Genomic DNA, 18,912 nt, shown 5'->3' with positions numbered 1-18,912 from the left:
AAATCCGGGCTACGATCCTTCAGCACGCACTAGGCCACTTGCCCTTCGCCCACCAGCTTCAAGCCCACGATGCCGCCGATGATCATCACCAGGCACAGCCCGCGCATCATCCCCAGTTGCTCGCCCATGAACATCGTCGCGTAGGCCACGGTGCCCAGGGTGCCGATGCCTACCCAGACGGCGTAGGCCAGCCCCAGCGGCAGATCGCGCACCGCCAGGCTCAGCAGGTAGATGCTCAGCAGCAGGAAAAAGCCGCAATAGAGGCTCGGCCAGAGCCGGGTAAAGCCATCCGTACGCGGGATGATCGACGCATACAGCACCTCGCAGAGCCCCGCCAGGATCAGGAAACCCCATCCGTTCAACCATGCCATTCTTCACCTCTCCCTCTTGCCAAACCCTAATGAAAGCGCCGACGCAATGCGTCGGCGCTTTGGGGTTGCCTTCTACTCAGAGCGCGTCTTCGCCCATCTCTCCGGTGCGTATCCGCACCACGCTCTCCAGATCCTGGACGAACAACTTGCCGTCGCCGATCTTGCCCGTGTAGGCCGCCTTGAGAATGGCGTCCATGGCGGCCTGGCACAGCGCGTCGCTGACGACCAGTTCCAGCTTGATCTTGGGCAGCAGCTCCACCACGTACTCGGCCCCCCGGTAGACTTCCGAGTGGCCTTTCTGCCGGCCGTAGCCCTTGACCTCGGTGACGGTCACGCCGTTGACGCCGGCCTCGGTCAGCGCTTCGCGCACCTCGTCCAGGCGGAAGGGTTTGATGATTGCGGTAATGAGTTTCATGGCCATGATCCTCAGCTCGAGTACTTGTAGCCGACTTCGCCGTGGGCGGAGAGGTCCAACCCGTCCACCTCAGCCTCCTCGCCTACGCGCAGCCCGCCGCACAATGCCGAAGCCACCTTGAAGGCGATCAGGCTGGTCACGGCCGAGAAGAGGATGCTGAACAGGATGGCGCCGCCGTTGACCAGCAATTGGTCCACCAGATCACGGCCTTCGGGGAAGCCCTGGCCGCCGATGGCGGTGAGGGCGAACACCGGGGTCAGCAGGCCGCCGAGGATGCCGGCCACGCCATGCACGCCGAACACGTCGAAGGCATCGTCCAGGCCGATCATCGGCTTGAGCTTGTCCACCGACCAGACGCACACCGGTCCTGCGATCAGGCCGAGCAGGATGGCGCCCATGGGGCCGACATATCCACAGGCCGGGGTGATGGCGACCAGGCCGGCAATGGCACCGGATACCGCGCCGAACAGGCTCGGACGACCACGGTGTTGCCATTCCACCAGCATCCAGCCCAGCGCACCGGCGCAGCTGGCGAGCATGGTGTTAACCATTACCAGCATGGCGAAGCCGTTGGCGGCCAGCGCGCAGCCGCCGCAGAAGCCCAGCCAGCCCACCCACAGCAGCGAGCCGCCGGTAAGGGTCATGGTCATGTTGTGCGGGGCCAGTGTCTGGGTGCCGAAACCGCGCCGGCGGCCGAGCAACCAGGCGCCCACCAGGGCGGCGATGCCGACGTTCAGGTGCACCACGTTGCCGCCGGCGAAGTCCTGCACGCCCAGGTTGAACACCCAGCCACCGCCCCAGGCCATGTGCGCCATGGGGATGTAGTTGATGGTCAGCCACACCGTCATGAACACCAGGACCGCGGCGAACTTCATGCGCTCGGCGAAGGCACCGACGATGATCGCCGGGGTGATGGCGGCGAACAGCAGCATGAACAGGAAGTACAGGTACTCGGGAATGGTGCCGACCACCGAATCCTTGGTGATGCCACTCATGAACAGCTTGTCCAGGCCGCCGATCACCGCCTGCAGCGAGCCGCCGTCGGTGAAGGTCAGGCTGTAACCGTAGATGGCGAACAGCACCGACATCAGCGAGGCGGTGCAGAACACCTGCATGAGGATCGACAGCACGTTCTTGGTCCGCGCCATGCCGCCGTAGAACAGCGCCAGGCCGGGCAGCGTCATCAGCAATACCACCAGTGAGCAGAGCGCCACGAACGCCGTGTCGCCGCTGTTGATCGCAGGTGCTGCGTCCTCCGCATTGGCGGCGAAACTGCCCAACAGAAGGGAAAGGCCGAACATACCGCGGCCCACATGTGAAAACCGGATCATTGCCTGCTGCCTCCAACCGACGGGGAAATTGGCCGGACCTCTGTCGGAAGAGCGGCCCGGCTTCGCGCCCCGAGGAAGGAGGCCGGAACTGCGCCTTTATCTTCCTGTGGGGCAACTTTGTTTCCCTACAGGCATAGCAATTGGCCTGCCAAGGTCGCAGCAAGCGCTTACATTTGTACTAAGTCGTTGAATGGGAAACGCTTTATTTCGCGGCTTGGAGAGGCAGTGGATATCGATGGCAAGTCATGGCGCATTTTCTTGGTGCGAATTTGATTTTCCTGCCAATCAATAAAGCAATGCGTTCACCAGGATGGTGCCAACCGAAAAAGAAAAAGGCCGGCCTTCGTTAACCGCCTTCGGAGTCAGTTTGTAGGATGGGTAGAGCGAAGCGAAACCCATGCGGTTGGCGCTCGGGATTGATGGGTTTCGCAGGCTCTACCCATCCTACGGCCGAACTCCTCTCCCGGAGGGAGAGGGCTGGGGTGAGGTGGATTCTTGCAACGCCTCCGGAGTCAGTAGCCCTGGCCCGGAATCCAGCTGGTGCCGGCCAGGGGCACGCGGGCCATGGCGGCGGCTTCCACGGTCAACGCCACCAGGTCTTCGGGGTCGAGGTTGTGCAGGTGGGACTTACCGCACGCCCGCGCCATGGTCTGGGCTTCCAGCACCAGCACGCGCAGGTAGTTGGCCAGGCGGCGGCCGGCTTCCACCGGGTCCAGGCGCTTGGACAGTTCCGGGTCCTGGGTGGTGATGCCGGCCGGGTCGCGGCCGTTCTGCCAGTCGTCGTAGTAACCGGCGGCGGAGCCGATTTTCTTCAGCTCGTCATCCAGGCGCGGGTGGTTGTCGCCCAGGGCGACCAGGGCGGCGGTGCCGATGGCCACGGCATCAGCGCCCAGGGCCATGGCCTTGGCCACGTCGGCACCGTTGCGGATGCCGCCGGAGACGATCAGCTGCACCTTGCGGTGCATGCCCATCTCCTGCAGGGCCTGCACGGCCTGCGGGATGGCCGGGAGAATCGGGATACCCACGTGCTCGATGAACACTTCCTGGGTGGCCGCGGTGCCGCCCTGCATGCCGTCGAGGACGATGACGTCGGCGCCGGCTTTCACCGCCAGCTTGACGTCGTAGTACGGGCGACTGGCGCCGATCTTCACGTAGATGGGTTTTTCCCAGTCGGTGATCTCGCGCAGCTCGGCAATCTTGATCGCCAGGTCATCCGGGCCGGTCCAGTCCGGGTGACGGCAGGCGCTGCGCTGGTCGACGCCGATGGGCAGGGTGCGCATGCCGGCGACGCGCTCGGTCACCTTCATGCCCAGCAGCATCCCGCCGCCGCCCGGCTTGGCGCCCTGGCCGAGGACAATCTCGATGGCGTCGGCCTTGCGCAGGTCGTCGGGGTTCATGCCGTAGCGCGACGGCAGGTACTGGTACACCAGGTGCTGCGACTGGCCGCGCTCTTCCGGGGTCATGCCGCCGTCGCCGGTGGTGGTGCTAGTGCCGGCGATGCTGGCGCCACGGCCGAGGGCTTCCTTGGCGTTGGCCGACAGCGCGCCGAAACTCATGCCGGCGATGGTCACCGGGATTTTCAGGTGGATCGGCTTCTTGGCGAAACGGGTGCCGAGCACGACGTCGGTGCCGCACTTCTCGCGGTAGCCTTCCAGCGGGTAGCGCGACACGGAAGCACCGAGCAGCAGCAGGTCGTCGAAGTGCGGCAACTTGCGCTTGGTGCCGCCGCCACGGATGTCATAGATGCCGGTTTCGGCGGCACGCTGGATTTCCTGGATGGTCAGACGGTCGAAGGTGGCGGATTCGCGCAGCACCGGAGTGTGTTTTTCGCTCATGGAATTGTCCTCGCTGCGGATCAGTACGCGGATGCGTTATCGACTTTGAAGTTGTACAGCTGGCGAGCCGAGCCGTAGCGCTTGAAGCTGGCCGGGTCTTCGGCGAAGCCAGCGCGGTTGAGCAGTTCCTGCAGTTCTTCCAGGTGCTCGGCGCGCATCTCTTTCTCGATGCAGTCCGAACCCAGCGACTTGACCGTGCCCTTCACGTAGATGCGGGTTTCGTAGAGCGAATCGCCCAGCGCATCGCCGGCATCGCCACAGACCACCAGGCGCCCGGCCTGGGCCATGAAGCAGCTCATGTGGCCGATGCTGCCGCCGACCACGATGTCGACGCCCTTCATGGAGATGCCGCAGCGCGCGCCGGCATCGCCCTCGATCACCAGCAGCCCGCCGTGGGCGGTGGCGCCGGCGGCCTGGGAGGCACTGCCCTTCACCCGCACCGAGCCGGACATCATGTTCTCCGCCACGCCAACGCCGACGTTGCCGTGCACGGTGACGCTGGCCTTCTGGTTCATGCCCGCGCAGTAGTAGCCGGCGTGGCCCTGGATATCGATGCTCACGGCCTGGTTCACGCCCACGGCCAGGTTGTGCTTGCCGTCCGGGTGGGTGACGACCCACTCGCGGTCCTGCATTTCGCCATGCAGGGACTGGTTCAGTTCACGCACCGAGGCGCTGGAAAGATCGATCGTTTTCATGTGCGTGCTCCTCAGGCGCGTTCCCAGATGTACATGGTGGCCGGCTCCGGCTCCCACACTTTGGCTTTATCGATGCCCGGCAGACTGGCCAGCGCCTGGTACTCCGAGGCCATGGCCACGTAGTCGTCGGTCTCGGCGAGGATGGCCGGCTTGCAGGCGATCGGGTCGCGGATCACCGCGAAGCCATTGCGGGTGCCGATGGCGAAGGTGAAGAAGCCGTCGAGGTCTTCCAGGGACTTGTCCAGCGCTTCCTTCAGGCTGTCGCCCTGCTGCAGGCACCAGGTCAGGTAGCCGGCGGCCACTTCGGTGTCGTTCTCGGTTTCGAAGGTGATGCCCTGGCGCTTGAGTTCCTGGCGCAGGCGGAAGTGGTTGGACAGCGAGCCGTTGTGCACCAGGCAAAGGTCGGCGCCGGTGGAGAACGGGTGGCTGCCTTCCATGGTCACCGCACTTTCGGTGGCCATGCGGGTGTGGCCGATGATGTGGCTGCCCTTCATGTTCGCGAGGCCGAAGCGCTCGGAAATTTCCTTCGGCAGGCCCATGCCCTTGAGGATCTCGATGCTCTGGCCGGCGCTCATGATGCGCACGTCGGGGGCGAGGTCAGCGAGGGCGGCGCGTACGCGCTCTTCATCGCAGTTGACCTTGAGCACCGCGGCGCTGGCGTTCTGGAACCAGTCCAGCGAGCAGCCCAGGCGGCCTTCCAGCGATCCCATCAGGTGCTTCCAGCCGTAGTCGGCCTCGATGGCCTGCAGGGTCAGCTTGACCCAGCCGTCGGCCACTTCATCACCGTAGATGGCGAAGCCGGCGCTGTCCGGACCGCGGTCGGTCATGGCTTCGAGCATGGGTTCGAACAGTTTGCCGAGCTGGCCTTCCAGCTCGGGCTTCTTCAGGTAAAGACCTACGATTCCGCACATGGCGTGTCTCCTCGGGGCAGGTAAATGGGCGACGGGCTGTCAGAAAAATTCGGTGTAGCGCTGGATCTCCCAGTCGGAGACATGGCGGCTGTACTCCACCCACTCCATGCGCTTCTGCTTGATGAATTCGTCGACGATTTCGGGGCCGAGCACCTCGCGGAACAGCGGGTCGGCTTCCAGGGCGTCGGTGGCTTCCTTGAGCGACTGCGGCAGGGTCTTGATGCCGCGCGCGGCGATCTCTTCGAGGCTCAGGTTGTAGAGGTTCTCGTTGCAGATCGTGTCCGGCTCCAGCTGACGGTCGATGCCGTCCAGGCCAGCGGCGATGATCGCGGCGGTGACCAGGTAGGGGTTGCAGCCGGCATCCGGCAGGCGGAATTCCAGGCGGCCGTAGGGCACGCGCACCATGGCCGAGCGGTTGTTGGCACCGAAGGCGATGAAGGCCGGCGCCCAGGTCGCACCGGAGAGCGAGCGCCCCACCACCAGGCGCTTGTAGGAGTTGACCGTGGGCGCGGCGAAGGCGCACAGGGCCGGGCCGTGGGCCAGCAGGCCGGCGGCGAAGTGGTAGGCCATTTTCGACAGGCCCATGCCGCTGGGATCGTTCGGGTCGTGGAAGAGGTTCTTGTTGCTGGCGCTGGCGATGGACAGGTGGAAGTGCATGCCGTTGCCGGCGCGCTTCGGGTCGGGCTTGGGCATGAAGGAGCAGATCATGCCCATGTCGTTGGCGATCTCGCCGGCGGCCATGCGGAAGAAGGTGAAGCGGTCCGCCGATTCCATGGCGTCGCTGTAGGTGTAGTTGATCTCGAACTGGCCGTTCGCGTCCTCGTGGTCGATCTGGTAGATGTCGAAGCCCACCGGTTGCAGGGCTTCGGTCAGTCGCTCGAGGAATTCGCGGGAGCGCGACAGGCCTTTGTAGTCGTAGCAGGGCTTGTCCAGGTTGTCGGTGGCGTCCACCAGTTGCAGCTTGCCGTCGGCGCCACGGCGGAACAGGCTGAATTCCGGCTCCAGGCCGGTGTTCAGGGTCCAGCCCTTGTCGGAGAGACGCTGGACCTGTTGTTGCAGCACGTAGCGGGTGTCGTACGCCCAGGGCTTGCCTTCCACATGACCGATGCACACCACCCGGCCGTAGCCCGGCTGCCAGGGCACCGGGATCAGGGTGGAGAGGTCGCCACGGGCCATGAAGTCCGGACCATGCGGTTCCATGCCCATGCCGCAGATGGCGAAACCGGCGAACCCGGCACCGTCCTCGGCCACCGCCTTGAGGCCGGAAATCGGCACGGACTTGGTCTTCGCGGCGCCGTGGATATCGACGAACTGGGCCAGCACGTACTTGATGCCGTGCTGATCGATGATGCGCTGCGTTTCAGTTGGCAACATGGGTCTTCACTCCTGGAAAAGGGCAAGGCGGTCATTGGATGGCAGGCGATCGAAGACGGGGCGGCGCACGACTGCCACCGGGGTCCGGATCGTCTGAATGAGCAGGTAGCGGTCGGGCTTTTTCATTGAATTCCACACAGGAAACTTAGTTTCCCATCAGGAATGCAAGCAGCTTGCCAATCTGGAACGCGGAGGGAGGAAGCACTCGGTTTTGCGCCGAGCTACTGTTTATATGGGAAAATCCTTTTCACTGTGGGAAAGTCCAGAGCCTTGAACCGGGGCAGGACACCCGATCTCGCACTTTCTCAGTGCGAAATATAATTTCTTGAACTGAAACCGTGCAGGACTCACCGCCCATGACCACCGAAACCCCACCGCGCCTCCGCCTGGAGCAATACCTGGGCATGCAGATCAAGCGCCAGCGCCAGGCGCAGGAACTGAAGCTGGCGGACGTGGCCCGTATCGCCGGAATCAGTCAGGGCATGTTGAGCAAGATCGAGAACGCCCAGGTCTCCACCAGCCTGGATACCCTGAGCCGCCTCTGCGACGTGTTGGGCATGCCCATGTCCAAGCTGTTCAGCCAGTACGACCAGCCGGACGGCAACGCCATCCTGGTGAAGTCCGGCGAAGGCATGGAAGTGGTGCGCCGCGGCACCGAGAAAGGCCACACCTACCACCTGCTCAACCACACCCGTGGCCCGAAGAAAAACTTCGAGGCCTACATGGTGAGCATGGATGACGCCAGCGAGGAGTTCCCCACCTTCGCCCACCCCGGCACCGAGTTCCTCCACCTGCTGGAAGGCGAACTGGTGTACCGCCACGGCAACCAGCTGTACCACATGCAGGCCGGCGACAGCCTGACCTTCGACGGCGACGTACCCCACGGCCCGGAGAAGCTGCTGCAGGTGCCGATTCGCTTGCTGTCGGTGATGAACTACGGGAGCGAGTGATCGCCGGCCAACGCGAGGTGGGCTTGGGGTTTGGGCGTTGCCGCGCGTGTTGCTTCATCAGTCCGATGAAGTTCGAGCGGCGATGTGCGAGCAGTAGCGCTTAGCGATCAGCTTCAGGACAGGCCATCACTCATTCGCTCGGGCCTTTGTCGCCCTCCTCGACCCGGAGAGTTGCAGTTCCGCTGAGCGGACCCGTTTGCTTGCGTTGAGGCTTGGCGCCGCGAGCCGGTGTTCTGGAAACAGGTTGCGGCTGCCCAAGCGGCGGCGCGTAAGTGGTCCTGGCCGCCAAGCACAGCCCCAGGCGCAGCCCGAACTTCCGCAGGATGCCGTCGATGGTATTGATGGTCGGATTACCCTTGTCCTTCTCGATCTGGTACAGGGCCTTGGTCGACAGGGCGCACATGGTAGCGAAGGTGTCCTGATCGAGACCGGTCACCTCAAGCCGCAGTCGGCGAATAGCCGTTCCCAGGGTTTCCTCCCCCATCGCGTGCCGCATCATGATGTCGTCAATGAGCCGCTTGCGCTCTTCGTTGGTGATCGTTTTCATCGAAGCCCCCATTCAGCCAGGCGCTTATCCAGATTGTTCAGCGGGATGGACGGCGCACTTCTGATTTCCGCAGGAACTTCGACCAGCAGATCCGGCAAAGCCCGAAACAGCTCAGCGGCTCCGCGCAGCCGCTCGAAGAGAATGTCCGGGCTGATCCAGTCCCCGAAGTACCCGCAGATCGCTCTCCAGTCCGGGTTTCCCAAATGCTCGGGCACCCACTTGGTCACTCGCGTGACCCCTTCCGGGTCGAGCACCATCGGGGCGAGGTCGTAGACAAATGCGGGATGCCCCCTGCTATCGACCTGGTTCCAGTTCAGCGGAAGGTTCACGCTGATGGCCGGCTCGAATAGCGTCTCCAACTGCTCGATTAAGTCGAGCAAGTAGGGCTGCTCGTAGGACACCTTGCACGGCGGCTCTTGAGCCTTCACAGGGTCGGAGACTGAAAGCACCATGGCATCGCGCCAATGGCCTTCAACGTAGGTCTGGATCGTGAGATGTCCTGGCATGGGGTGCGCAAGCTAATCGGAACTATGATGCCGAATAACGTAGTTCGCTTCTCAGCTTCCAGCAATATAGTTCCGGTTTACACTGAATCAGCACGATAAATCGGCATTAAAATACCGAATAAGCCAGCCTGCAGCGTGATGAGGTTGGCGGGCGTGGCACCGAAAAGGGCCTCGCAAGGCAGCTGCTCGCAGCGGCTGGTGCGGGAAGTTTGTTTTCGGCGGGAAGCGCTCGGGGCTGAGGTACCATGCTGAGCCGAAACCTCCGTCGAACCCTCTGGCTGCTTATGTCCTCCAACGCGCTGTACACCGACCTGTCCACCTATTACGACCTGATGTGCGCCGACATCGACTACCGGGCGCAGAGCCACAGCGTGCGCCGGCTGCACCAGATATTCGGCAATCAGGGGCGCAGGCATCTGGATCTCGCCTGTGGCACCGGGCCGCACGTGCGCCATTTCCTCGACTTCGGCTACCGCAGTGCCGGCCTGGACATCAATCAGCCAATGCTGGATATCGCCCAGCTGCGCTGCCCCGAGGCACAGTTCAGTCGGCAGGACATGGCGAGCTTCCGAGTAGACGAGCCGCTGGATCTGATCACCTGCTTCCTCTACTCGATCCACTACAACGCCGGGCTGGAGCAGTTGCGGGCGTGCCTGGCCAGCGTGCACGGCGCGCTTGAGGAGAACGGCGTGTTCTGCTTCAACACGGTGGACAAGCGGCAGATAGACAACCGCTCATTTGTGCGCCACACCGTGGAGCACGAGGGCAGCCACTTCACCTTCGGTTCCGGCTGGTACTACAGCGGCGAGGGCGAGCAGCAGGCACTGCGCCTCAGCATCGAGAAGACCACGGCGGGTGTGACCCAGACCTGGCAGGACGAACATGCCATGGTCGCCCTGAGTTTCACCGAGCTTGAGCAACTACTGCAGCCGCACTTCGAGGTGCACGTCTTCGAGCATGACTACGAACGGATTACGCCCTGGGGCGGCACGTCCGGGAATGCATTGTTCGTCTGCGTGAAGCGCTAAGAACCGGCCAGCGATCTCTTGATCGCTGGCGCAGGAACAGCTGCAAGCTGGCCAATCTGGCCGTCAGTGAATCGTCGGGAAACGCTCTTTCACCAATGCCTGAGCCTGATGGGCCAACTGGTCGAGCAGGCGGTCGCGTTTGTTCTCGGCCTCGCTCATGGCCTTCTTGCCGTGTTGCTGCACCAGGTAGGCATGGATCTGCCGCACTTCCTTGGATTGGAATATCGGGGCCAGATCCTGCACCGCCACCATGCCGTCCGAGCGGTGATCGCGGGTGTTCAGCAGCACGTGCGGCCCCTGCGCTGCCAGTACCTGAAACCCCATCGACTCGAAAGTCGGCACCTTGCTCGCCACGCAGGCCAGCTCGGCGTGGGGTCGACACTTGACCATCTGCTGCAACAAAGCCCGGGCAATACCGCGTCGGCGGTGGCTGGCCTTGACGGCCAAATAGGCCAGAGTGCAGGCCTCGGCATCGTCCTGGCTAGGCAGGTACAGGGCAAAACCCAGCACCTGGGAGGGGTCTTCATCATCCAGGGCCAGGATCAACCGCGCGGTGCTATCCAGAGCGCTGTTCATGGCCTGCAGATACAGGTGCACCTCGTAGCCAATCACGTACTGATACAACTGATAGAGCGGATTGCTAGGCGTCAGCGACACCGGGCTGATGTCGCTGAAGTAGTCCACCACCATTTGTAGAACCTGACTCTTCAGAGATTCGGGCGGCGATGTGTCCAGGTTTACAAGGGTGAACATCTGAAGCTGGCTCCGGGCGTGCCCGATCGGGGGATCGGCGCGGGCGCCCATTGTAACGCCCGTGAGCATCGAGCGTTCCCGCCGGACTCCCAATGGGCACTGAATCGCCCCTGTGCTGTCTGCCAGGCTGAATCCCCTCACACGCAATCGCGACTAGAATTTCGCTGCCGACTCCTCTGAAGCCAGGTCAGATTTCCCCATGCAACGTCAGGTCACGAGCGTAAGTTCGGTCTCCAGGATACGGGTATGACAAATCGACATGATAAAGCTGAAGCCGACGAGGATTTAGCACAGCTGGTAATAGGCCACGGACCCTGCACTTATCTAATGCTGCTCCTACTGGGCTTGATCCTCCTGTTTCCCTTTCTTGAGGAAGGTATCTTCGCCCGCACATTGCTCGGCATTCTGTTTTCAATCGTGCTGCTCTTGGGCGCTTTTGCCACCAGGCAGACTCGGTGGGGGTTCAGTCTCAAACTGGGCTTGGCGTTGCTCGGGGTTGGCCTTCAATGGGCGGCATTGTCGACTGCGAGTATCGCGATTCTTAAACTTGCCGGGGTAGCTTATGCGACGTCTCTTGCCGTCTCGTTCAGCGGAGTGCTTCGCTATATTCTCAAGCGCGGGCCAATTACAGCCGACAAGCTGCATGGCGCGCTCGCGGGCTACATCATGCTGGCCTTCATGTGGTCCTTCATCTATGCCATGGTCGAGATATCCAGCGCTGGCTCATTTGGCCCTGGACACCTCGATTTCACACAGCCCGGCACTTTTTTCAAACTGATCTATTTTAGCCTGACGACGCTCACGACCACCGGTTTCGGTGATGTTCTTCCATTGACCAATCACGCTCGCTCACTTGTGATGGTCGAAGAATTTTCAGGCGTCTTTTACGTCGGTGTTGTGATAGCGCGGCTCGCCGGTCTTTATCCGTCGAATCAGACTAAGTGACGCTCGACTTGCCTGAGCCACCTACATACACAATCACATCAGTCGGGTAATCACTGAGATCGGCAATTCATCCCACCTACTCGGATGTGAAAATCACCTTGATTCTCTCGATAGGCCAAAGATCGCTTTTCGCCGGTCTCTGCCTGTCGCGATCGGCTGGCTTGGATCGACATCAGCCATTTCAGCAACCGCCTCTCGCTTGCCCTGACCCGGCCACGGTCAATCCCGTGCCCGGGTTTGGCAGCCCGCATACGTTGGTGCGAATGCGCCGCAAGGTGCATGCGAGAAACGACGGAGGTTTCTTGCGGGCATATGCTCGCATGCAGCTTTTATAGCGGCTCTGCTCTATGGCAGGTCGCGCGGGGAGCCCTTCGGGTCTGCCGGAGTCGACGTACCGGTCTGTCAACATCGTTCGGCCTCGGTCGAGCCTGCGTCGCCATCGAAGCGGGCTCAATCGCACTTCAGCGCCGCGGGCGCCTTATCCTTTGAACCCTTTCCCCACCAGATAAACCTCCCTCGACCGTGGCCGCGACGCCTCTGGCTTGCGTATCACTACCTTCTCGAATGAGGTGCGAACGTCTTTCAGAAACTCGTCAGAGCCTTCGCCCTGAAAGACCTTGGCCACAAAGGTGCCATTGGGCTTGAGCACCTGCCGGACCATATCGAGGACGAGTTCGACCAGGTACATCGAGGACGCCTGGTCGGCGGCAGCGACGCCGCTGATGTTGGGGGCGATGTCGGAGATGATCAGATCGGGCTGGTTGCCGTCGAGCTTGTCGAGGATCTGTTGGAACACGGCATCGTCGGTAAAGTCGCCCTGGATGAAGTCGACGTTATCGAGTGGGTCCATCGGCAGGATGTCACTGGCCAGAACCCGCCCCTTCTCGCCCACGAGACGCCCGGCTACCTGCGACCAGCCACCGGGAGCCGAGCCAAGATCCATGACCAGCATGCCGGGGCGTATCAGCTTGTCCTTCTCGTTCAGCTCGATCAGCTTGTAGCTGGCACGGGAGCGCAAACCATCCTTCTGAGCCCGTTTGACGTAGGGATCGTTGACGTGTTCATCCAGCCAGCGACGGCTGCTTTTGGATCGTTTCATGATAGAGCCAACCACGGAGAATCAATGTGAGGAGCGGACCGATGCACGGGGCAGAGGGGAAGCTGTCGGACGCTGAGCGGCGGCAATTATAAGCCGATAACACTGTGCAGGTTACATTCGCAGGCAGGATCGCACAGCGCCGGCCAGCACGGCGCCTTCCGGCGAACCATCGGGCCAGGCCTGACAGGTGCTGGCGGCGGCGGGTACAATTCGCGCCTTACTCTCCCCTCTGTTGCTTCCTTTGCCGGAGTCACCGGCCAGGATTACCGCCATGATTCGCATCAACGAACTGTCCCTGCCCCTCGATCACTCCGCCGATGAGTTGCGTAACGCCATCGTCAAACGCCTGAACATCAGCGACGCCGATCTGCTGAACTTCACCGTGTTCAAGCGCAGCTACGATGCCCGCAAGAAGAACAGCGTCATTCTGTTCATCTACATCATCGATCTGGAGGCCCGCGACGAGGCGGCGATTCTGGCGCGCTTTGCCGATGACCACAACATACGTCCGGCCCCGGACACCCACTACTATCCAGTGGGACAAGCGCCGGCCGACTTGAGCGAGCGGCCGCTGGTCGTGGGCTTTGGCCCCTGTGGATTGTTCGCGGCGCTGTTGCTCGCGCAGATGGGTTTCAAACCCATCGTGCTGGAGCGCGGCAAGGATGTGCGCAGCCGCACCAAGGATACCTGGGCACTGTGGCGCAAAAAGATCCTGACCCCGGAATCCAACGTACAGTTCGGCGAGGGGGGTGCCGGTCTGTTCTCGGACGGCAAGCTCTACAGCCAGATCAAGGACCCCAAGTTCTACGCCCGCAAGGTTGTGCACGAGTTTGTCCGCGCCGGCGCTCCGGCGGAAATCATGTACGTGAGCAAGCCGCACATCGGCACCTTCCGCCTCACCGGCGTGGTGTCCACCATGCGCGAGGAGATCATCGCCCTCGGCGGCGAGGTGCGCTTTGAAAGCAAAGTCACCGATCTGCTGATCGACGATGGCCAGCTTGAAGGTGTGGTGCTGGCCAGTGGCGAAACGATCCGCAGCCGCCATGTCGTGCTAGCGCTGGGCCACAGCTCCCGCGATACCTTCCGCATGCTGCACCGGCAGGGCGTGTTCATCGAGGCCAAGCCCTTCGCCGTGGGTTTTCGCATCGAACACCCGCAGGGCATGATCGACCAGGCCCGCCTGGGCAAGTACGCCGGACATCCGGAGCTCGGCGCCGCCGACTACAAGCTGGTGCACCACGCCAAGAATGGCCGCGCCGTCTACAGCTTCTGCATGTGCCCCGGCGGCACCGTGGTGGCGGCCACTTCCGAGCCGGAACGCGTCGTGACCAACGGCATGAGCCAGTACTCGCGCAACGAACGCAATGCGAATGCCGGCATCGTCGTCGGCATCAACCCGGAGGAAGATTTCCCGGGCGGCCCACTGGCCGGCGTGGAGTTCCAGGAGCGCCTGGAATCCCGCGCCTACGAATTGGGCGGCAGCGACTACTGTGCGCCCGCGCAACTGGTGGGCGATTTCATTCGCGGCGTGCCATCGAGCGAATTTGGCGAGGTTGAACCCTCCTACAAACCCGGCGTGCGCCTGGGCGACCTTGCGCCCTCGCTACCGGCCTATGCGATCGAGGCCATCCGCGAGGCGCTGCCGGCATTTGGCAAGCAGATCCGCGGTTTTGATCGCCATGACGCCGTGCTCACCGGTATCGAAACCCGCACGTCCTCCCCGGTCCGCATCACCCGCGACAACGAGACGCTGCAAAGCCTCAACCTGCGCGGCCTGTTTCCCGCTGGCGAGGGCGCCGGTTATGCGGGGGGCATTCTGTCGGCGGGCGTGGACGGCATCAAAGTCGCCGAAGCGGTGGCCAAGTCGCTGCTGTCTCAGACCAAAGTGCAGAGCAACTGAGCGCCGCATTGATGAAACTCGACGACATCAAGAAGCTCCACCAGAAAAAATACCGGGCCGAGTTCGGCCATTTTCTGGTGGAGGGCGAACATCTGTTGCTGGAACTGCAAAAAGCGGCCTTGCAGAATCCGCTGCTACTGCGCAGTCAGCTGTATGTGACCAGCGCCTACGAGCACTGGCAAAGCCCGTTTGAAACCCATGTGATCAACGACCGCCAAATGGCGCAGATCGCCGACACCAAAACACCGCAGGGAATTATTGCGCTGGTGCCAATGCCGGCGACCGCCGCACCGGTTGCGGCCCCCGCTACTAACGAGCGCGCCATCTACCTGCATGAAATCCAGGACCCGGGCAATCTCGGCACCATCCTGCGCACACTGGCGTGGTTCGGTAACTTTCGCTGCCTGCTCAGTCCCGGCAGCGTTGATCCGTATAACCCCAAAGTCGTGCGCTCCAGCATGGGCGCCATTTTTCATGCGCCCATGGAACTGGATGTGGAACTGGATTCCTTGCGCACACGCTTTGAACGCATCGCCTGCCTGGATATGAATGGCGAGCGCTTGCAATCCGCCAGTTTCAAATCGTTCGATTGTTATCTGTTCGGCAACGAAGCGCGCGGCGTGCCCCGCGAGCAACTGCTCGCACTCAACGCCCAGCCTTTCACGATTCCCGGCTGTGGCGCCATCGAATCGCTCAACCTGGCCGCGACGGTCAATATGTGCGCGTACGAGCTGAACAGATAAGGGGTTGCGGAGCCCGGCCAGTCCCGGGCCTTTCAACGACCCGGGATAGTTCGACGCAGGATTGATGGTCGTTGCTGGGCCGGCCGCATAAGGCTGAGTGCCATCGTCGCGATGCCGTCCTAGGTTGGCACCGAGCGCAGCGAAGCCCAATGCAGCAAGGCATGCGCGCATGGCCCACCCCGCCGATGGCTATCGCCCCGCTCGACCCATCCTACGCACGGTAGCGGGGTCGGCCGGGGGCGCCGGCTTCAGCCATGTTTTCACCCGCAAAACTTTCCTCTCAAGATAAAAATTTTCCCAACAGGCTAGACCTGCACCTTCGCTTCGCCTATAAAAGCGCCACAGGAATTTTATTTTCCTGCCAGTAAAAATTCTTCATGGACGAAATCCTGTTTTACCCATGCAATTTTTCCGCCTTGCGATGAGCTGCCGCCCCCCAATCGAGGACCCGACATGCAACATGCCACCAGCCACTTCATCCTCAAGATCAGCTGCCCGGCCACGTCCGGCATCGTTGCGGCGGTGACCACCTACCTGGCGGACAAGGGTTGCTACATCAGCGAGATGTCGCAGTTCGACGACGACACCAGCGGCCGCTTCTTCATGCGCGCGGTGTTCCGCTTTAACGACCAGTACGAAGGCGACATCGATGAGGTCGAGCAGGGTTTCGACGCGGTGGCCCGGCGCTTCGAGATGGACTGGTCCCTGCACGGCACTGCCCAGCCGATGCGCGTGCTGCTGATGGTGAGCAAGTACGACCATTGCCTGTCCGACCTGCTCTATCGCCACCAGAAGGGCGAGATGGACATGCAGATCACCGCCATCGTTTCCAACCACCTCGAGCTGCGCCCGATGGCCGAGCGCGAGGGCATCCGCTTCATCTACCTGCCGGTGACCCGCGACACCAAGGCCCAGCAGGAAGCGGCGCTGATGCAGATCGTCGACGAAACGCAGACCGAGCTGGTGGTCCTGGCCCGTTACATGCAGATCCTCTCCGATGACCTGTGCAAGCAACTCTCGGGGCGCGCCATCAACATCCACCATTCCTTCCTGCCCGGCTTCAAGGGCGCCAAGCCCTATCACCAGGCCTATGAGCGCGGCGTGAAGCTGATTGGCGCCACCGCGCACTACGTCACCTCGGACCTCGACGAAGGCCCGATCATCGAGCAGGAAGTGCAGCGCGTGGACCACGCCTATCTGCCGGATGACCTTGTCGCCATCGGCCGGGATACCGAGACGGTGGCCCTCTCCAAGGCGGTGAAATACCACCTGGAGCACCGGGTCTTCCTCAATGGCGACCGCACGGTGATCTTCCGGTGAACACGCAAACCGCTCCGAAACTGATCGACGGCAAGGCCGCCGCCGCGCGCGTGCTGGCCGAGGTGGCCGAGGACGTGCGCGAGATGAAGACTCTCGGCATCGAGCCCGCGCTCGCCGTGGTGCTGGTCGGCCAGGACCCGGCCAGCCAGGTCTATGTGCGCAACAAGGTGCTGCGCGCCGAGGAATGCGGCATTCGTTCGCTGGAGCACAAGCTGCCGGCGGACACCGCCGAAGCCGACCTGCTGGCACTTATCCACAGCCTGAATGCCAACGACAGCGTGCACGGCATCCTCGTGCAACTGCCGCTGCCGGCGCACATCGACGAAACCCGCGTGCTGCAGGCCATCGACCCGCTCAAGGACGTCGACGGCTTCCACGCCGAAAACGTCGGCGGCCTCAGCCAGGGCCGCGACGTGCTCACCCCCTGCACCCCGGCCGGTTGCCTGCGCCTGTTGCAGGACACCTGCGGCGACCTCGCCGGCCAGCACGCGGTGGTCATCGGCCGCTCCAACATCGTCGGCAAGCCGATGGCCGCCCTGCTGTTGAAAGCCCATTGCTCGGTGACCGTGGTGCATTCCAGGAGCGCCAACCTGCGCGAGCTGTGCCGGCAGGCCGACATCGTCGTTGCCGCCGTCGGCCGCCCGCGCCTGGTGGATGCCGACTGGCTGAAGCCCGGCGCCGTGGTCATCGATGTGGGCATCAATCGCATCGAGGAAGACGGCCGTTCGAAGCTGGTGGGTGACGTGGACTTCGACAGCGCCCTCACCCGCGCCGCCGCCATCACCCCGGTTCCCGGTGGCGTCGGCCCCATGACCATCGCCTTCCTGATGAAGAACACCCTGGCCGCGGCGCGACTCCAGCACCCGGCACCCATCACCCAAACCCCGCTTCCGGAGGCGCCATGCCTTTCAATCTCCTGAAATACGGCCTGAGCTCCGAATACCCGGTGGAGGTGGACCTTCCGCCGCCCACCGAACTCAAGCCGTCCTATGACGTGGTCATCATCGGCGGCGGCGGCCACGGCCTGGCCATCGCCTACTACCTGTCCAAGTACCACGGCATCACCAATGTCGCGGTGCTGGAGAAGTCCTACCTCGGTGGCGGCAACACCGCGCGCAACACGGCGGTGATCCGTTCCAACTACCTCACCTCCGAGGGCGTGCGCTTCTATGCCGAGTCGGTGAAGCTGTTCCAGAACCTCTCCAACGAGTTCGACTTCAACATCATGTATTCCGAGCGCGGCCAGCTCACCCTGGCCCACACGGATGCCACGGTGCGCGCCTTCCGCCAGCGCGCCGAAGTGAACAAGCACTTTGGTGGTCGCACCGAGATGATCGACCGCCAGCAGATCCGCGAACTGGTGCCGACCCTCAACCTCGACCCCGGCCACTTGCCGGTGCTCGCCGGCCTCTGGCACATCGACGGCGCCACCGCCCGCCACGACGCCGTGGCCTGGGGCTACGCCAAGCAGGCGGCCAAGCGCGGGGTGGAAATCCACCCGCTCACCGAAGTGCAGGACCTGGTGATCGAGAACGGCCGCATCACCGCCGTGAAGACCAATCGCGGCACGGTGAAATGTGGCTGCGCGGTGCAGGCCATCGCCGGCCACAGCTCGCTGATGCTGGCCAAGGCGGGCATCCGCGCGCCGATCCACACCTACCCGTTGCAGGCGATGGTGACCCAGCCGTTCAAGCCTTTCCTCGATCCGCTGGTGAGCTCCTCTGCCCTGCACTGCTACGTGCAACAGACCAGCCGGGGCGAGATCGTCTTCGGCGGCGGCTCCGACCCCTACCCGCTGTACAACACCCGCTCCACCCTCGACCTGAAGGAAAGCCTGCTGGCCCACGCCATCGAGATGTTCCCCTTCATGGCCAACGCCAAGCTGATGCGCCAGTGGGCGGGCATCACCGACATGACCCCGGACTACAGCCCGATCATGGGCCTGTCACCGGTGCAGAACTATTACCTCGACGCCGGCTGGGGCACCTGGGGCTTCAAGTCCACGCCCATCTGCGGCAAGACCATGGCCGAGCTGGTGGCCAGCGGCGGCAAGGTGCCGGACCTGATCAAGCCCTTCGCCCTGGAGCGCTTCAGCACCTTCCAGCAGGTCAACGAAATGGGCGCCACCGCCGCCAGCCACTGACAGATTCCCCCTCGCCCTTCAGGGAGAGGGGCCGGGGGAGAGGGTT

At 62.8% G+C, this 18,912-nt stretch carries 19 protein-coding genes; 8 read left to right on the top strand and 11 right to left on the bottom strand.

What is annotated here, in order from left to right:
* Positions 1 to 29 precede the first annotated feature (29 nt).
* From FFS60_RS13560 to glnT, 7 genes are all read right to left on the bottom strand, one after another.
* Positions 30 to 371, bottom strand: coding sequence for a multidrug efflux SMR transporter (locus tag FFS60_RS13560; protein ID WP_028630318.1), 342 nt, complete (start codon positions 369 to 371; stop codon positions 30 to 32).
* A 76-nt stretch (positions 372 to 447) separates the two neighbouring features.
* Positions 448 to 786 carry a P-II family nitrogen regulator gene (locus tag FFS60_RS13555; protein ID WP_028630317.1) on the bottom strand — a complete coding sequence of 113 codons (339 nt, stop codon included), beginning with the start codon at positions 784 to 786 and terminating at the stop codon, positions 448 to 450.
* Positions 787 to 797: 11 nt separating this feature from the next.
* A complete protein-coding gene (locus FFS60_RS13550) occupies positions 798 to 2,117 on the bottom strand; it encodes an ammonium transporter (protein WP_028630316.1) in 1,320 nt (439 codons plus the stop codon).
* Between the two features lie 512 nt (positions 2,118 to 2,629).
* Positions 2,630 to 3,952, bottom strand: a complete 1,323-nt coding sequence (locus tag FFS60_RS13545) for an FMN-binding glutamate synthase family protein (protein ID WP_137822258.1) — start codon at positions 3,950 to 3,952, stop codon at positions 2,630 to 2,632.
* Positions 3,953 to 3,972: 20 nt separating this feature from the next.
* Positions 3,973 to 4,647 carry a protein glxC gene (locus FFS60_RS13540; RefSeq protein ID WP_137822257.1) on the bottom strand — a complete coding sequence of 225 codons (675 nt, stop codon included), beginning with the start codon at positions 4,645 to 4,647 and terminating at the stop codon, positions 3,973 to 3,975.
* Positions 4,648 to 4,658: 11 nt separating this feature from the next.
* Positions 4,659 to 5,558, bottom strand: a complete 900-nt coding sequence (locus tag FFS60_RS13535; protein WP_028630313.1) for a glutamine amidotransferase family protein — start codon at positions 5,556 to 5,558, stop codon at positions 4,659 to 4,661.
* Positions 5,559 to 5,597: 39 nt separating this feature from the next.
* Positions 5,598 to 6,932, bottom strand: coding sequence for a type III glutamate--ammonia ligase (glnT, locus tag FFS60_RS13530; protein WP_137822256.1), 1,335 nt, complete (start codon positions 6,930 to 6,932; stop codon positions 5,598 to 5,600).
* 356 nt (positions 6,933 to 7,288) lie between these two features.
* On the opposite strand from glnT, the gene FFS60_RS13525 reads away from it, so the two are divergent.
* A complete protein-coding gene (locus FFS60_RS13525; RefSeq protein ID WP_028630311.1) occupies positions 7,289 to 7,882 on the top strand; it encodes a helix-turn-helix domain-containing protein in 594 nt (197 codons plus the stop codon).
* A gap of 130 nt (positions 7,883 to 8,012) precedes the next feature.
* Here FFS60_RS13525 and FFS60_RS29055 read toward each other — a convergent pair whose 3' ends face one another.
* Together FFS60_RS29055 and FFS60_RS13515 are read right to left on the bottom strand one after the other, a co-directional pair.
* Positions 8,013 to 8,429 (bottom strand): helix-turn-helix transcriptional regulator, encoded by a 417-nt coding sequence (locus tag FFS60_RS29055; RefSeq protein ID WP_256658080.1) that lies wholly within the window; start codon positions 8,427 to 8,429, stop codon positions 8,013 to 8,015.
* Complete coding sequence (locus FFS60_RS13515) at positions 8,426 to 8,935, bottom strand: hypothetical protein (protein WP_137822255.1); 510 nt, start codon at positions 8,933 to 8,935, stop codon at positions 8,426 to 8,428. Before FFS60_RS13515 ends, FFS60_RS29055 begins: the two co-directional genes overlap by 4 nt.
* A 284-nt stretch (positions 8,936 to 9,219) precedes the next feature.
* Here FFS60_RS13515 and FFS60_RS13510 point away from each other — a divergent pair, with 284 nt between their 5' ends.
* Complete coding sequence (locus tag FFS60_RS13510; protein WP_137822262.1) at positions 9,220 to 9,963, top strand: class I SAM-dependent methyltransferase; 744 nt, start codon at positions 9,220 to 9,222, stop codon at positions 9,961 to 9,963.
* Between the two features lie 63 nt (positions 9,964 to 10,026).
* Here FFS60_RS13510 and FFS60_RS13505 read toward each other — a convergent pair whose 3' ends face one another.
* Positions 10,027 to 10,716, bottom strand: coding sequence for a GNAT family N-acetyltransferase (locus tag FFS60_RS13505; RefSeq protein ID WP_028630307.1), 690 nt, complete (start codon positions 10,714 to 10,716; stop codon positions 10,027 to 10,029).
* A 246-nt stretch (positions 10,717 to 10,962) separates the two neighbouring features.
* Here FFS60_RS13505 and FFS60_RS13500 point away from each other — a divergent pair, with 246 nt between their 5' ends.
* Positions 10,963 to 11,661 carry an ion channel gene (locus FFS60_RS13500; RefSeq protein ID WP_028628054.1) on the top strand — a complete coding sequence of 233 codons (699 nt, stop codon included), beginning with the start codon at positions 10,963 to 10,965 and terminating at the stop codon, positions 11,659 to 11,661.
* 478 nt (positions 11,662 to 12,139) lie between these two features.
* Here FFS60_RS13500 and rlmE read toward each other — a convergent pair whose 3' ends face one another.
* The gene (gene rlmE, locus FFS60_RS13495; protein WP_028628065.1) at positions 12,140 to 12,760 is read right to left on the bottom strand and encodes a 23S rRNA (uridine(2552)-2'-O)-methyltransferase RlmE; all 621 of its coding nucleotides are present in this window, start codon (positions 12,758 to 12,760) and stop codon (positions 12,140 to 12,142) included.
* Between the two features lie 271 nt (positions 12,761 to 13,031).
* On the opposite strand from rlmE, the gene FFS60_RS13490 reads away from it, so the two are divergent.
* The 5 genes from FFS60_RS13490 to FFS60_RS13470 all read left to right on the top strand — a co-directional run bounded on the left by FFS60_RS13490 (position 13,032) and on the right by FFS60_RS13470 (position 18,866).
* Positions 13,032 to 14,660, top strand: a complete 1,629-nt coding sequence (locus FFS60_RS13490) for an NAD(P)/FAD-dependent oxidoreductase (protein ID WP_028628066.1) — start codon at positions 13,032 to 13,034, stop codon at positions 14,658 to 14,660.
* 11 nt (positions 14,661 to 14,671) lie between these two features.
* Entirely contained in the window at positions 14,672 to 15,403 is a 732-nt protein-coding gene (locus tag FFS60_RS13485; RefSeq protein WP_028628067.1) for an RNA methyltransferase, read from the top strand.
* A 453-nt stretch (positions 15,404 to 15,856) separates the two neighbouring features.
* Positions 15,857 to 16,723: a formyltetrahydrofolate deformylase gene (gene purU / locus FFS60_RS13480; RefSeq protein WP_137822254.1), complete on the top strand. Its 867-nt coding sequence runs from the start codon at positions 15,857 to 15,859 to the stop codon at positions 16,721 to 16,723.
* On the top strand, positions 16,720 to 17,643 hold the full coding sequence (gene folD, locus FFS60_RS13475; RefSeq protein ID WP_137822253.1) for a bifunctional methylenetetrahydrofolate dehydrogenase/methenyltetrahydrofolate cyclohydrolase FolD: 924 nt from the start codon (positions 16,720 to 16,722) through the stop codon (positions 17,641 to 17,643). The genes purU and folD overlap by 4 nt, the downstream gene beginning before the upstream one ends.
* Positions 17,625 to 18,866, top strand: coding sequence for an FAD-dependent oxidoreductase (locus tag FFS60_RS13470; protein WP_028628070.1), 1,242 nt, complete (start codon positions 17,625 to 17,627; stop codon positions 18,864 to 18,866). The genes folD and FFS60_RS13470 overlap by 19 nt, the downstream gene beginning before the upstream one ends.
* Positions 18,867 to 18,912 lie beyond the last annotated feature (46 nt).

The organism is Pseudomonas sp. D(2018) (assembly GCF_005502555.1).
GTDB classification, from domain to species: Bacteria; Pseudomonadota; Gammaproteobacteria; order Pseudomonadales; family Pseudomonadaceae; genus Metapseudomonas; species Metapseudomonas resinovorans.
Note: the sequence above shows the minus strand (reverse complement) of the source record. Positions and strands in the feature narration are given on the sequence as shown.

Excerpts from the sequence above, each read along its gene's own strand:
- FFS60_RS13560 (WP_028630318.1), bottom strand. The coding sequence starts at position 371 with ATGGCATGGTTGAACGGATGGGGTTTCCTGATCCTGGCGGGGCTCTGC.
- FFS60_RS13555 (WP_028630317.1), bottom strand. The coding sequence starts at position 786 with ATGAAACTCATTACCGCAATCATCAAACCCTTCCGCCTGGACGAGGTG.
- FFS60_RS13550 (WP_028630316.1), bottom strand. The coding sequence starts at position 2,117 with ATGATCCGGTTTTCACATGTGGGCCGCGGTATGTTCGGCCTTTCCCTT.
- FFS60_RS13545 (WP_137822258.1), bottom strand. The coding sequence starts at position 3,952 with ATGAGCGAAAAACACACTCCGGTGCTGCGCGAATCCGCCACCTTCGAC.
- FFS60_RS13540 (WP_137822257.1), bottom strand. The coding sequence starts at position 4,647 with ATGAAAACGATCGATCTTTCCAGCGCCTCGGTGCGTGAACTGAACCAG.
- FFS60_RS13535 (WP_028630313.1), bottom strand. The coding sequence starts at position 5,558 with ATGTGCGGAATCGTAGGTCTTTACCTGAAGAAGCCCGAGCTGGAAGGC.
- glnT (WP_137822256.1), bottom strand. The coding sequence starts at position 6,932 with ATGTTGCCAACTGAAACGCAGCGCATCATCGATCAGCACGGCATCAAG.
- FFS60_RS13525 (WP_028630311.1), top strand. The coding sequence starts at position 7,289 with ATGACCACCGAAACCCCACCGCGCCTCCGCCTGGAGCAATACCTGGGC.
- FFS60_RS29055 (WP_256658080.1), bottom strand. The coding sequence starts at position 8,429 with ATGAAAACGATCACCAACGAAGAGCGCAAGCGGCTCATTGACGACATC.
- FFS60_RS13515 (WP_137822255.1), bottom strand. The coding sequence starts at position 8,935 with ATGCCAGGACATCTCACGATCCAGACCTACGTTGAAGGCCATTGGCGC.
- FFS60_RS13510 (WP_137822262.1), top strand. The coding sequence starts at position 9,220 with ATGTCCTCCAACGCGCTGTACACCGACCTGTCCACCTATTACGACCTG.
- FFS60_RS13505 (WP_028630307.1), bottom strand. The coding sequence starts at position 10,716 with ATGTTCACCCTTGTAAACCTGGACACATCGCCGCCCGAATCTCTGAAG.
- FFS60_RS13500 (WP_028628054.1), top strand. The coding sequence starts at position 10,963 with ATGACAAATCGACATGATAAAGCTGAAGCCGACGAGGATTTAGCACAG.
- rlmE (WP_028628065.1), bottom strand. The coding sequence starts at position 12,760 with ATGAAACGATCCAAAAGCAGCCGTCGCTGGCTGGATGAACACGTCAAC.
- FFS60_RS13490 (WP_028628066.1), top strand. The coding sequence starts at position 13,032 with ATGATTCGCATCAACGAACTGTCCCTGCCCCTCGATCACTCCGCCGAT.
- FFS60_RS13485 (WP_028628067.1), top strand. The coding sequence starts at position 14,672 with ATGAAACTCGACGACATCAAGAAGCTCCACCAGAAAAAATACCGGGCC.
- purU (WP_137822254.1), top strand. The coding sequence starts at position 15,857 with ATGCAACATGCCACCAGCCACTTCATCCTCAAGATCAGCTGCCCGGCC.
- FFS60_RS13470 (WP_028628070.1), top strand. The coding sequence starts at position 17,625 with ATGCCTTTCAATCTCCTGAAATACGGCCTGAGCTCCGAATACCCGGTG.